The organism is Colwellia asteriadis (assembly GCF_039523295.1).
GTDB classification, from domain to species: Bacteria; Pseudomonadota; Gammaproteobacteria; order Enterobacterales; family Alteromonadaceae; genus Colwellia; species Colwellia asteriadis.
In genome coordinates this window covers 1-12,416 of the sequence record NZ_BAAAFA010000006.1, presented here as the reverse complement: position 1 = coordinate 12,416, position 12,416 = coordinate 1, and the positions used below count along the sequence as shown (strand labels likewise).

The window sequence follows — 12,416 nt, the reverse complement described above, 5'->3', positions numbered from 1 at the left end:
ATAAATTGACTTAATCAGAAAATTAAGCAGATTTTTTCTTGCGACTAGCAGCGAAACCAATTAAGCCTAAAGCTAAAATAGCTAAAGAACCTGGCTCAGATACTGCTACTGGAGCAGGAGAAGTAATTGATGCTGAAAGTGCAGATTGTTTTGTTCCGTCAACCGTTAAGTTTTGACTAGAAAGGAAAAACTCCGTTGATGTTGTGACGAAATCATCGTGTACTACATCACCAATGATGTATAAACCTGTAGTAGCGCCAAGAGTTTCATTTGCACCAATTGCTGTAGCGATGAAGCTAAAGCCGTTAACATTCCATAACTGTAAACCGATGATGTTATTAATGCTGATAGGGTTAGTATCTAATGCCACTGCATCACCTGCAGTTAAATAAGGTGCATAATCACCAGCTTGATCAACAAGAGCAATGTTTGCAAAGATAAAATTAATAAGAGTAACTTCACCATCTGCATTTAATGTGATATCTGCAACACTGAAAATATCAAATGAACCGTCAATACCTGATTTAATCGGAGTAGCTTTAGCTGTTGCGGCTAGTGTCAGTAATAAGACTGCGGCAAATAAATTTCTTAACATCATTTTCCCTTTAAAACTAAATTATATTCTGTAAGTGTAAACGGTGTGACATTGTGATCAATCAAACCGTAAAATAGGTTGTGTTATTTAATCAATTATATAACACAGGCTCTATTAAGCACAAAACAAGCCATATTTTCATTTGTTTGTTTTAAAACGATTTTTTGCATTGTTTAGTTTTTTTACTCTAAATATGTAAAAGAGATGTAAAAAAACTAGACGGTCAATAAATATACGTTATAACCAGCCTATATTGCGTAATACAGGCTTGCTACAGTAGTTAACCTGAGATCGGCTTAACACATGTTTCTCTAGCAGCTATTTTCCCTAACTTCTTCGTTAAATTTACTTGCAATAGGCCAGCGATTGACGCGAAATTTTCCTTGCTTATCATATGAAAAGAAGAAGAACTATCAAGCTAGCGATTCAGAAAGATAATTTTTATTATATATCAGTATTTTAATAGTCTCTTAAACCGAGTTCAGGTGAGCTACCAACCTAAATTTGGTTGGTGTTCATGCGATCTAGTAAACGAATGTTTTGCACTAAATCTTGGCGTGTTGGATTGAGTTTCAATGCTTTACGTAATAATACTGCAGCTTGGTCGTAATTTTTTTGTTCAATATATACTTGAGCATGACCAATATAAGCACGTTCTGCGAAGCCCTCAATGCTAGCCGCTCTAACAAAAAGTAGTTGTGCTTGAGTGTAATCATTTTGCTGCTGATAATGTTCTGCTAGGGCAATTAATGCCTGACCATTGCTTGGGTCGAGTTTAATCGCTTGTTCATATAAACGCGTGGTTTGCGTTGCACTATTACCAGGCATACTTGCGCGGTGCAATTTAAGCTGACTTTGTTGTGTACCTGTGATTTTATTGGCGTATTGCTCTGTGTGTTTTAATAATGGTTTAGCCTCAGACCAATGCTTTTCATAAATTAGCCAGGCAATAACCGACTCAATCGCATCAAAGTGCTCACTGTTCTCTGTGGCTTTATAGCTACCTTTTTGCTGCCATTGGCGCAGTAGTTGTGACATTAATTCAGCAGCTCTACTTACACTACCGTGGTTCAAATGTAGCTGTGCTGCGGCAATTAAATTATCCGCGTCAGTGTTACCTAAACGTAACGCCATTTCCATACTCATTAAAGCATCAAGAGGTGTATTGTCATCAAGTGATATACGGCTACGTTGTAACCACAAACGCATATCGTTTGGTGTTTCCTGTAACATCTCATTGAGCATTGCTTTGGCAGCGTGATTATCTTTTGCTTTAATTAAGCTATATAACAACCCTTGCTGCCATTGGCTGTTATCTGGCTCAAGTAATAGCGCTTGTTGATATCCGGCAATGGCAGACCATGGTGTATTGAGCTGTAAGTTAATATACGCCAAGTAGCCAAAGAGCTGTGCATCACCTTCGCCTAACTCAATCGTTTTGATTAAATGCTTACGTGCTGCTTGATAATTTTGTTGTTTGATATAAATAACTGCGAGATTTTTATGGGCGCGAATAAAATCAGGTAACAAAGTTACCGCTTCAATAAATGTACTTTTAGCAAGTTCATATTCTTTTAACGATAAGTAAATTTGTCCTTTAACCTGTAATAGTGCAGGGCTTAACGAAAGAATAGGCTCTGGCTCGTAATCTTCATGGCTACTTGTTTCAATGGCATTTAAGGCTGCTTGATATTTTTTTTGATCAAGGAGCGGGCGCAAAGTTAACGCGAGGCTTTGTTCAGCTGGAAGCAACTTGGCATCACGCTCTAACAATGGGTTATTACCGGTTTGAATGGTCCATACAGGAGCAAGTTGTTCAATATGAATATTGTTGATTACTAGCGGCTTATTATCCGTTGAACTGTGTTGTACTAACGCTAAGCTGCTATTACTGTAGCTAAGGCTAGTGCATAACACTAAAGCCGAAATAATTATTGAGGGGAAAAAATGTGTTTTCATGTTTTTTTAAACTCCACTGGCCAAATAAAGCGAGCACGTACTGCTTGCCCGTTTTTAGTTGGTACCGAAAAACGCGAATCGCGAATAATTTTGTTAATAGCGTCAGATAACTCTTCATAAGGCATTTCTTTAATACCCACCAAGGTGATACTGCCTTGCTCGTCGATAAAAACATCGAGTGCTACTTTGGCTTTTTTGATACCTTTGCGTGCCAAACTTCGCGGAAACGCGGTTTTTATTTGGGTTAATAGCACGGGAATGCTGTCTAGCTCACCTAAGCCAAATGCTTGCCAATCAACGGCTAGATCAAGCTCAAAATCATTAGCACTGTGATTCATCTCAGGTGGCGATAACATAGGATCAAAATTTTGCTTTATTTTAATGTCGGCAATGGCCAACGACGGCCCTTCACCTGCGGCACTTAGATCAATAGTGGGCTGGGCTTCACTGGTTTGTCTATTAACAGGTGGCGGCGGAGGTGGTGGTGGCGTAAAAGCTTGATTAACTTTGCGTACCATTACTTTAGGCTCGTATTCATTAGCAAACCAGTTACTGGCTAGAATACCCAGTAATGCCATTATCATTAAGACACTGCTGGCAATAAAAGCAACAATATGAAAACGATTAGGTTTTCGCTGAGTTATTGCTTTTAATGCTGTTTTTGTGCTGTTTAGCGCAGAAGTCATCATGTTGCCTTAAATTGCTGTGGCAATGTTAACTGTGCTAGCACCAGCGAGTTTCGCTTCATCAATCACTTCGACTAACAACTCGGTCATTACTTGTTTGTCGGCTTGAATAACTACCGCTCTTTCTCTCACTTTTAATAATTGAGAAATGGTATTACGCACACCTGCCACGCCAATAGAAGTACTGTCATAAACCACATCTCCTTTATTGGTAATGGCTAACATAATGACGGTATTTTCTAAACGTTGTGCAGATACCGCTTGTGGCTTGTCTACTTCTACGCCGGTTTCTTTCACAAAAACTGAGGTGACAATAAAAAATATTAATAAGATAAAAACCACATCGAGCAATGGTGATAAATCAATACCGTTGTGTGTTTGCTCTAAGCGTTGTTGCAAATTAGCGCGCATAAGCAACTCCTTGTTTAGCGATTAAATGCTTGATGTGCCCTAGTAGTAACCAAGCGGGTATTGCTACAACCAAGCCGAGCTGTGTGGTCCATAACGCATCGGCGATGCCTTGGCTTAATGCACCGGCTTGATCAAGAGTTTCACCCTGTGACATGGCATGAAAGGTATCAAGTAAGCCGCTAATGGTGCCTAGCAAACCTAGTAACGGTAAGGCACCAATAAAAATTTCAGCGGAGGAAATCCACGAAGCGTTTTTCAGTTGATAATTACCAGAATAAACACGAATAATGTAATAGGTTAAGAGCTGATAACAAACAAAACCTAAAGCTAAAATGCTCCATACTACTGGGTGATCAAACGAATTAAATGACATGATTTTTCTCGCTTATTTATCGTTATTGAGCTGGCTTAAATTAACGCCACAAGACTCTAGTGCGCCGTAATAGGTTTTAACGCGTCGAGAAAGCAAGGCGTGCAATAATAATGCTGGAATAGCAACCACTAAACCAAGCTCGGTGGTAACTAGTGCTTGTGAAATACCACCTGATACTGCCGCCGGATCGCCAGCACCAAATAGGGTCATGAGCTTGAATGTTTCAATCATGCCACTAACCGTACCGAGTAAACCGAGTAAAGGTGAAACCGCAGCGGTAATGGCTATGGCACCTAACCAATATTCCAGTTTGTGTTTACTGCCAAGTAAATTAGAAAACAGTCGGTCATCACGCTTTTGACCAATTTCAGTGTTGAGAGCAATCTCAATCAACTTTGCTTGCATACCTTGTGCTTGGGCGAATAAACTTTGTTGTGCTGCTATTTTATCTTCCGCATTAGTAATTTTTTCGAGTTGCGCAAAACGTTCATTAAAGGCAGGAATTAAGCTTGGTAATCGAACAAACTGTATGGCTTTTAATAGGGCAATAATTAAGGCGAAAACACCAAAGGCTACAATAGGGAAAATCCATATGCCGCCTTTACCTATATGGTCAATAATGGTTTCTTTTTGACTATTAATTTTAAAAGCGCGGGTTAAGGTCGGATCAAATGAAATAGTGCCACTGCCGGTATTCATTAGGGCGAATAAGCCTGCGCTTTCATCTGTTGCTAATACTAACTCTGCTTTTAATAGTGCGCTGTTAGGTTCGCTAACATTGTCGCTGTCGATCATGCTAACAAAACCCGCGGTATTGCTTGCTTCATTGGCAAATACTTTAACTGGCCCTAAAGCGAGCACCTTTGCAGTATTTAACTCGCCATTTGGCATCACCACTTTTTTACTTTGCCATGTTGGGTTAATACGGTTATCAATGCCATTTAAATGCTCAGTAAGCCAAGCAAGCTTTTCTTCTGGAGCAGCTTGGGTGCTAAAGGGCTGCTGTGCCATATTGTGGTTAAAGCGGCTCAGGATATTTTGCTGATATTGTTTTTGCTCTGTCCATGTTTTTAAACGGTTTTGTAATTGTTGCAAGCTTAAGGTTTTTTCATCTTGCAGACGTTGAGATACTGCTGACTTTTCACGCAGTTTGGCAACCAATTGCTCTTGCTCTCGTACTTGAACCGCCAGTTTTTCTCGTGATTTAGTAAGTTTTTTTTGGCTGCTTTCTAGTTTACTTTGTGCTGATTTTATATCGCTTAATAAATCGTTGATGACTTTGCTATTATCTTCAGTAGCAGCAAAAGCAGAAATTGAGAGTGCCATTAACATAGTGGTTAAAATTATTTTTTTAGTCATTAGTTACTCACCGCGGCAGTTGTATTTTGTGTTGATAAGCTAATAGGTAATTGTAAAAATTTAGCTTCACTGCGTCGTTCTATCATGGCAATGGCGTTAAGTACGGTTTCAGCATTTACCTGGTCATCTGCAATCCAGCGCCATCCTGACTTTTCAGGTACACCACGGCCAACAAAGGAGCCGTCTAGCGACACATACCAGGCTTGTGATAGGCCAATATAAAGTTGGTGTACCATTACTTCTTTTTCGCCTTGGGCATTGCTTAGTGTTAAAGCGGATTGAGCATGACTAATACGTTGTTCAAAGTCATTCAGCTGCTCAAGTAACTCCAATAAAGTGTTCAGTTTTGTGGTGGTATCGGCCTCAAGCAGTTCAGTTGAGGTGAGTTTGTTATGCCATGCTTGATAAAGCGGTGGTGGTAGTTGAGGGTGAACCTGAGCAACAATTTGATAATAGCTGATTAAAGATTTGTCTAATTCAGCCTGCATAGCTTCCATGGTGTTTTGCGACTCAAGCAACTGAGCACGTTTTTTTTCTACTTCATTATCGCTTTCATTAGCGGAAGTGAGGTTTTGTTCAAGTTGTTTTTGCTCTTGCTTTAATAGTAATAAGCGTTGCTCTAACAAAGGCTTTTGCTGGTGCCAATCATTAAGTATGGCATTGCGTTGTTGCTCTATTGCTAGCCATTGTTGAATGAGCTTGTCGGTTTGTTTTACTTTATTGGTTGTGGCAAATGCGTTATTGCTGGCAAGGAATGCAAACAACACAAGTGCGATTAACACACTTATTATTTCACTAATGTACTTTCTCATGATGATATTTCTAACCTTCAAGCGTTAGCTTGTGAGTGGAGTTCTAAAATTATTCGCCAATAGATATGTGGATATAAATAAACGTCACGAATTGTAATGCTAACCATTATCATTTGCAATATTTTTAGTTTAAGGTCAGAGAGTTTAAGGTAAGCGAGCTTAGTTGAAGTGACTTGGGGTAAATGAAAAGAGTGCTTTAGACAATGCTCAGAGATAAGTGGCAATGTTTATATTTAGCTGGATCGCGCTGGCTTAGTGTTATACACAACAAGCCAGCGCTGCTCTTTCAGGTAGGAAATCAGTAACGTGACGTTTAAACCGTCAATACTTTGTTTACTGGTAAGTCTCTAATACGAATATTACTGGCGTGGTAAATAGCGTTAGTAATACTCGGTATAATAGGCGGTACTCCTGGCTCGCCAACTCCACCTGGAGGAGCGTCAGATTGCACAATGTGTACATATAATTCAGGTACTTGGTGTATACGAGTAACAGGAGCATCATGAAAATTACTTTGTTCTACCACGCCATCTTTAACAGAAATTTCTCCCATTAAAGCAATTGATAAGCCCATGATCATGGCACCTTCCATTTGTGCAGTAACGCGATCAGGGGTTACGACAATGCCGCAGTCAATCGCAGTATGCATGGCTAATACTGTTACTTTATTGTTAGTCACCTCCACCTTAGTGGCTGCTGCCACAAAAGAGCCGAAGCTACGTAAAAAGCTAATACCCCAACCTTGGTTTTTAGGTAATGGTTTCTCTACTTCAGCTTTATCACAAATTAAATTAATAAGGCTTTTCATGCGCTTAGTATCAAGCGGGTGTTCGGTCATCGCTAAATTGTAATTGTTGTACTCATAGTTATTTTCAGAGGGGTTAACATGACGGTCATCGCCAAGTAAATTAAGCCACATTTGTCGTGTTGATAAGTTAGCTTTGACAGCAAGTTCATCAACAAAAGAACCCAAAGCAAAACCATTATTAATACAGGCAACAGAGCGTAACCAGCCAGGTCTAACGTAAGATTCTGACTCTTGTGTTTCAAGGCTAAGGTTATTAAGTGCGAAAGGAATATCGCCAAAGCCTAGTGCTAAATCATTAGGTTGTGGGCTTTTTAAGTCGGCATTCCATAGCCAGCCAATAGGAGGGTAAGCTACTCGGCTTATCCAAAAATCGGCGCTGCCGTTAGCGGTTAATTCTGCTTTATGATAATTGGCGGCAATAGACTGATAGTAACCATGTTGAATATCGTCTTCGCGACTCCAAATAACTTTAACAGGTCGTTTAGTTGCCTTAGCTAACTCAACCGCCTCAACAATAAAGTCGGCTTTTGATTTTCGGCCAAATGCACCACCCATTAAAGTAATGTTTAATTCTATTTTATGATGCTCTTCTTGGCTATAGCCTAGCTCTGTAGCGACAATACCTTGTGCCCATTGTGGGTTTTGAGTACCCGCCCAAATAGTACATTTTTCATCGGTAACTATTGCCGTTGCCGCCGGAGTTTCCATGGGTGAGTGATTATTGTAAGGCACAGTATATGTGGCTTCTAGAGTGTTTTCGCTTTGATATTGATGGGTGTAAATATCACCTTTATGGGCGGCAACACTACCTTGTTGATTAACTTTTTTAACTAACGCCTGTTTGTGGCTTTCGCTACTGTGTGTGCTGTTAGCACCTAAGTCCCACTCAACAGTGAGTTTTTTTCTACCTTCAAGCGCTGCCCAAGTGTTAGTTGCTAATACCGCAACGCCAGATAACGGATTGGTTGCCACGGGGATAGAGCGCGGCTTTAAGGCGATAACATCAACAACGCCTTTAATTTTTTTAGCTTGGCTTGCATCAAACGACAGTACTTTTCCACCAACAACAGGAGGGCGCACAATAGTGGCTATTAGCATATTTGGTAATTGAATATCTTGCGCGTATGTCGCTTGCCCTGCCACTATTTCATTAAGATCTGTCAAACTAACATCTTTACCAATTAAGGAGAAATCTGTGGTGTTTTTTAAGGTTACGTTTTTGGCATCGAGTGGCGTTAATTTAGCAGCATGGGGCGCTAATTCAGCAAAAGATATTTGCTGGCCTGTTGCACTGTGCGTAACGACATGATTGCCTGCTTTGACTGCTGATTTATCGACTTGCCAAATTGAAGCTGCGGCTTGCTCTAACATATCGCGGGCAATTGCACCCATTTGACGAATGGTAGTGAAATGACTGCGAATAGAAGCTGAGCCTGCAGTGCCTTGAGAGCCATATTTAGCATCGGCCTTTGCTTGCACTACATTTACTTTGTCCCAATTGGCACCTAATTCATCGGCAATAATTTGTGGCACGCTGGTGCGAATTCCTTGGCCCATTTCACTGCGGTGACAAACAATAGAAACAATGCCATCGTTCGCGATACTAACAAAGAAGTTCAAGGTACTAGCTGCTGCTTTGGCTGGGTCTAGTGTTTTAGCGGATAAGGGTAAGTTAATACCTAAAATAAAACCACCACTGGTGATGCCTGCCGCTTTAATAAAGTTGCGTCGACTGACGTTTTCAATAGCAGTCATTAGCGATTCTCCTTAACTAAATTCTCATTTGCAGAAGGTTCACTATTTGCCGCAGATTTTATCGCTGCTTTAATGCGCTTATAAGTACCGCAGCGACAAATATTGCCTTGCATAAAGTCATCAATTTGTTTATCGCTTGGGTTTGCTGTTTTCGCCAATAATGCGCTGGCACTCATTATTTGTCCGCTTTGACAATAACCACACTGAGGGACTTTGTATTCACGCCAAGCAATCTGTACTTTGTTGTTATTATGCTCATCTAACCCTTCAATTGTGGTAATTTTTTGGTTGGCAACAGCAGATATTGGGGTAATACATGAACGAATTGCTTGACCATTTAAGTGTACGGTACAAGCGCCACATTGCCCTGCACCGCAACCAAACTTGGTGCCAGTAAGTTGTAATTCATCGCGCAAAGCATATAGCAGCGGCATTTGTGGGTCGACATCAAGTTCAATGGCTTTTTTGTTTATTGTTACGTTAATCATACTGACTCCAGGTTTAGACAGTGATGGTAAATATGCTAAGTTTTATTTAAGTTATTGTTAGCTAATAGCTAAGTACTAATAACTAAGTGCTCTCTTGTTGCTGTTATTTTTTCTGTTGCGATATTGTTCATTTCAGCTAATTGCTCTGGGGTATCAACATCAAGCTTCGCCATGTCACACTGCAGTGAAATTACACGGTTTTTATGACGCTTTAAAAGTTTCGCTGCACCGATATCGCCTTGAAGTTGTACTAATTCTGGGAAAAAATCTTTAGGAAAAATAACAGGCGGTAACAATAAATCATCACTGCGTGTGGCAATAATTTTGTCAGGGTGTAGTAAAGACGTATTAACGAGTGTTTGATAATGCTGCTGTGTTACTAACGGTTGATCAACTAAAGCAATTAACAAATGTGAGCTAAAAGGTGCCACTTGCTTTACGGCATCAGCTAAAGAGTGTCCGATCCCTTTTTGCCAATGACGACTGGTTAATAGAGGGGTATTTTTAGGTAATAGCGGCGATATTTTATCTTGGTGAGCGCCTAAGCTGATATAGAGCTGACTTTTTTCATTGTTGTCACTTGTATGATTAGCATTATCATCGTTATGCACAGTCGTTTGATTAAGTTTATTGAGTTGTGCAAGAGCAGGGTTAAGTTGCTCTATCGTATGCTCAATAAGCGTTGCTCCTTGAAACTTTGCTAACTGTTTTATATCGCCCTTTGAGTTTTTGCTGCCAGCAAAACGTTTTCCTGCTCCTGCCGCGAGTAAAATAATATTAACTGGCATTGGCAATATCACCTGCTAAGTGAGTTTTGATGTTTATTGCTAATTCAATCGGCTGATGCAGTGCTGTGGACGTATCTTGGTAAACGCCTAAGGCTTGTGCGCTTTTACATTCTACGGCAGCGTGCGCCTGAGCCAGAATAGCAAGTGCAATACTTTCAGGTAATTCACCACCTAAATCTAACCCAATAGGATTAGCCAGCGCTACGGGTAACTGCTTTGTTGATAATTGAGTGGCGTCAAAAACACGTTTAGTGCGATGTTGTGGTCCAAGTAAGCCTATGTAATGCGCAGAGCTTAACTGTGGATTGCTTTTAATTAAATCCAATGCTTTAGCATCTAACTCAATGTTGTGATGCATTATAACAATTGCATCAGCTTTGGGGAGTTTCTGCTTGTTTGAGGTGGTGTTTAACGTTGCGTAATTACTATTGATAATTTGATCGGCTTGCTTGAAATAAGCCGGACGGGCGTAGCTAGTTCTACAGTCAATTAAGCAGCTATACCAACCTAATGTGTGTGCCATTGCAATCAATGGTTGAGCATCAAGACCACCACCAAAAATAATCAATGCGGGAGCAGGTTTTACTGTAATAATTAGCGAGCTCTGATGTTCAACTTGTACGGGCTGCTTGTTTATTACTTTATTCAGGTTAGGGGGGTTATCAATACTGAGTTGATAGTAGCAAAGCTGGCGATTATCTATATGAGTTTTTAAGGTGAGTAAATCGTGGTAATTATTCTCGATATTAATAGGCTGTAATAGTACTTTGACCATACCGCCACAGCCAATACCTAGCTGCCATGCAATATCGCTTTCATCCTGCATGTCGTAACATATAGTTATACTTTCATTTTTAAACCAACACTTTTGCGCTTGACGCATTAAATCAGCTTCTAAACAACCACCGCTTAATAACCCATAGCTTTTGCCTAGGCTATTAATTAGCATCATGGCGCCGGATTTTCTATATGAAGAGCGTTGAGTCTCAATAATGGTAGCCAATACCCATTGGCAGCTATCTTTATGCTCATACCATGAGTTTAACAGCGACGCTAAACGGTTACTCATGTTTTAAAATCCATCTCTACGTGCTCGCTGTTGGTTATAGGTTAGGTTAAAACTAGCTACCCTTGACCATAAAATATGCCGGCGGGAAAATAAACTAAAAAAATGTAAATATTTAATTAATGTTTTTACTCTAAAATTGTTATGTTTTTACCAATTTAGAGCTCCTTTATGTGTGAAGGTGCCATAAATAAGGGGAATGGTGTTAACAAATGAGAATCAGTCCACCTAACATTCACTTTGATATATTAGCCTTAGCTTATTTAACGATAAGTAATCCGACAAAGCTAATTTAATGGCAGAATTATTATATGAATGCTGCTCTTATAGTTAACCAGAATATTATGTCGTTGCTACCGACAACTATTGTCGGATAAGGTATTAATATTAAAACAGATAGTGTGCGACACTACTTGTCGTTGATATAGTACAAACAGCTGAATACTATTTTGTGTATCGTTTTAATATTTATAAATGAATTATTAAGCTTCTGTGATAATGTCCGATAATTTTACACTTATATTCAAAAATGAAATAAAATCAATTTAAATCAACATGTTAAATTGTGGTTCTTTTTTTGCTTAATGTTGTTTAAAATTATAAATATGGAATAAATTATGAAAAAAATTGGATTACTATTACTTTGTAGCTTAATGAACCTTACTGCTAATGCGACTTTAATGACAGGTGAAGTGGCAGAAGATGCTTTTGTGACCGTTGGGGGGTATGATTTAGCTTGGGCATCTCCTTGTAGTGATGGCCTTTTAGAAAGCTCATGTTCTAACATAGACTTAACTGAGCAATCAGGCTACGGTTGGAAGGTAATAACGTCGAGCTTATTTTCTTCTCTAGGCATCAATGCATCGACATTCATTGTGGATTATTCTTCTTCAAATACAAAGTTCTATAACGGGAAGAATTACGCCAAAGCCGCTGGTTGGTTTTCAAATGATTATTCACACATTGATGTAAATGATGGTATTGCAGGGCTGTGGTCTTTTGCAGATATTGCTGACTCTCAATATTGGGCTGAAACAATTGTTTATCGCGACTCTAGTTCCGTGAATATTCCAGAGCCAACGCCTTTTACCTTACTTGCTTTAGGTTTGGTTACTTTAGGCATATCAAGAAGAAAGCTTAAAGCTTAATAAGCTAATTCATTAAACAAGTAATAAATGGGGCTTAAATGCCCAATGCCAGTCAGTTAAGCTGACTGGCATTTTTCTTTTTATGGGGATACTTGGATGGTTTAGGTTTAACCCATCGGGGATATTTTCTATCTTCTCGGCGAGTCGGAAGCTTAAATAAGAGTAGCG

Annotated in this window: 12 protein-coding genes; 1 reads left to right on the top strand and 11 read right to left on the bottom strand. The window is 39.6% G+C overall.

The genetic code is table 11. From position 1 onward, the window contains the following. Positions 1-22 precede the first annotated feature (22 nt). From ABD005_RS09425 to ABD005_RS09375, 11 genes are all read right to left on the bottom strand, one after another. On the bottom strand, positions 23-598 hold the full coding sequence (locus ABD005_RS09425) for a PEP-CTERM sorting domain-containing protein (protein WP_343817211.1): 576 nt from the start codon (positions 596-598) through the stop codon (positions 23-25). 495 nt (positions 599-1,093) lie between these two features. Continuing rightward, on the bottom strand, positions 1,094-2,554 hold the full coding sequence (locus tag ABD005_RS09420) for a tetratricopeptide repeat protein (protein ID WP_343817210.1): 1,461 nt from the start codon (positions 2,552-2,554) through the stop codon (positions 1,094-1,096). Further along, positions 2,551-3,243: an energy transducer TonB gene (locus tag ABD005_RS09415; RefSeq protein ID WP_343817209.1), complete on the bottom strand. Its 693-nt coding sequence runs from the start codon at positions 3,241-3,243 to the stop codon at positions 2,551-2,553. The genes ABD005_RS09420 and ABD005_RS09415 overlap by 4 nt, the downstream gene beginning before the upstream one ends. 6 nt (positions 3,244-3,249) lie before the next feature. Beyond that, entirely contained in the window at positions 3,250-3,651 is a 402-nt protein-coding gene (locus ABD005_RS09410; protein WP_215981642.1) for an ExbD/TolR family protein, read from the bottom strand. Beyond that, the gene (locus ABD005_RS09405) at positions 3,641-4,024 is read right to left on the bottom strand and encodes a MotA/TolQ/ExbB proton channel family protein (protein ID WP_343817208.1); all 384 of its coding nucleotides are present in this window, start codon (positions 4,022-4,024) and stop codon (positions 3,641-3,643) included. The genes ABD005_RS09410 and ABD005_RS09405 overlap by 11 nt, the downstream gene beginning before the upstream one ends. 12 nt (positions 4,025-4,036) lie before the next feature. Then, positions 4,037-5,383 (bottom strand): MotA/TolQ/ExbB proton channel family protein, encoded by a 1,347-nt coding sequence (locus tag ABD005_RS09400; RefSeq protein ID WP_343817206.1) that lies wholly within the window; start codon positions 5,381-5,383, stop codon positions 4,037-4,039. Then, entirely contained in the window at positions 5,383-6,195 is an 813-nt protein-coding gene (locus tag ABD005_RS09395) for a DUF3450 family protein (RefSeq protein ID WP_343817204.1), read from the bottom strand. Before ABD005_RS09395 ends, ABD005_RS09400 begins: the two co-directional genes overlap by 1 nt. Positions 6,196-6,508: 313 nt before the next feature. Next, a complete protein-coding gene (locus ABD005_RS09390) occupies positions 6,509-8,758 on the bottom strand; it encodes a xanthine dehydrogenase family protein molybdopterin-binding subunit (RefSeq protein ID WP_343817202.1) in 2,250 nt (749 codons plus the stop codon). Further along, positions 8,758-9,246, bottom strand: a complete 489-nt coding sequence (locus tag ABD005_RS09385) for a (2Fe-2S)-binding protein (RefSeq protein WP_343817200.1) — start codon at positions 9,244-9,246, stop codon at positions 8,758-8,760. The genes ABD005_RS09390 and ABD005_RS09385 overlap by 1 nt, the downstream gene beginning before the upstream one ends. Positions 9,247-9,314: 68 nt before the next feature. Then, the gene (locus tag ABD005_RS09380) at positions 9,315-10,034 is read right to left on the bottom strand and encodes a nucleotidyltransferase family protein (RefSeq protein WP_343817198.1); all 720 of its coding nucleotides are present in this window, start codon (positions 10,032-10,034) and stop codon (positions 9,315-9,317) included. Beyond that, the gene (locus ABD005_RS09375) at positions 10,024-11,103 is read right to left on the bottom strand and encodes an XdhC family protein (protein WP_343817197.1); all 1,080 of its coding nucleotides are present in this window, start codon (positions 11,101-11,103) and stop codon (positions 10,024-10,026) included. The genes ABD005_RS09380 and ABD005_RS09375 overlap by 11 nt, the downstream gene beginning before the upstream one ends. Before the next feature lie 614 nt (positions 11,104-11,717). On the opposite strand from ABD005_RS09375, the gene ABD005_RS09370 reads away from it, so the two are divergent. Then, positions 11,718-12,248, top strand: a complete 531-nt coding sequence (locus tag ABD005_RS09370) for a PEP-CTERM sorting domain-containing protein (RefSeq protein ID WP_343817195.1) — start codon at positions 11,718-11,720, stop codon at positions 12,246-12,248. Positions 12,249-12,416: the final 168 nt, after the last annotated feature.

Excerpts from the sequence above, each read along its gene's own strand:
- ABD005_RS09400 (WP_343817206.1), bottom strand. The coding sequence starts at position 5,383 with ATGACTAAAAAAATAATTTTAACCACTATGTTAATGGCACTCTCAATT.
- ABD005_RS09370 (WP_343817195.1), top strand. The coding sequence starts at position 11,718 with ATGAAAAAAATTGGATTACTATTACTTTGTAGCTTAATGAACCTTACT.
- ABD005_RS09425 (WP_343817211.1), bottom strand. The coding sequence starts at position 598 with ATGATGTTAAGAAATTTATTTGCCGCAGTCTTATTACTGACACTAGCC.
- ABD005_RS09415 (WP_343817209.1), bottom strand. The coding sequence starts at position 3,243 with ATGATGACTTCTGCGCTAAACAGCACAAAAACAGCATTAAAAGCAATA.
- ABD005_RS09405 (WP_343817208.1), bottom strand. The coding sequence starts at position 4,024 with ATGTCATTTAATTCGTTTGATCACCCAGTAGTATGGAGCATTTTAGCT.
- ABD005_RS09410 (WP_215981642.1), bottom strand. The coding sequence starts at position 3,651 with ATGCGCGCTAATTTGCAACAACGCTTAGAGCAAACACACAACGGTATT.
- ABD005_RS09395 (WP_343817204.1), bottom strand. The coding sequence starts at position 6,195 with ATGAGAAAGTACATTAGTGAAATAATAAGTGTGTTAATCGCACTTGTG.
- ABD005_RS09380 (WP_343817198.1), bottom strand. The coding sequence starts at position 10,034 with ATGCCAGTTAATATTATTTTACTCGCGGCAGGAGCAGGAAAACGTTTT.
- ABD005_RS09375 (WP_343817197.1), bottom strand. The coding sequence starts at position 11,103 with ATGAGTAACCGTTTAGCGTCGCTGTTAAACTCATGGTATGAGCATAAA.
- ABD005_RS09420 (WP_343817210.1), bottom strand. The coding sequence starts at position 2,554 with ATGAAAACACATTTTTTCCCCTCAATAATTATTTCGGCTTTAGTGTTA.
- ABD005_RS09385 (WP_343817200.1), bottom strand. The coding sequence starts at position 9,246 with ATGATTAACGTAACAATAAACAAAAAAGCCATTGAACTTGATGTCGAC.
- ABD005_RS09390 (WP_343817202.1), bottom strand. The coding sequence starts at position 8,758 with ATGACTGCTATTGAAAACGTCAGTCGACGCAACTTTATTAAAGCGGCA.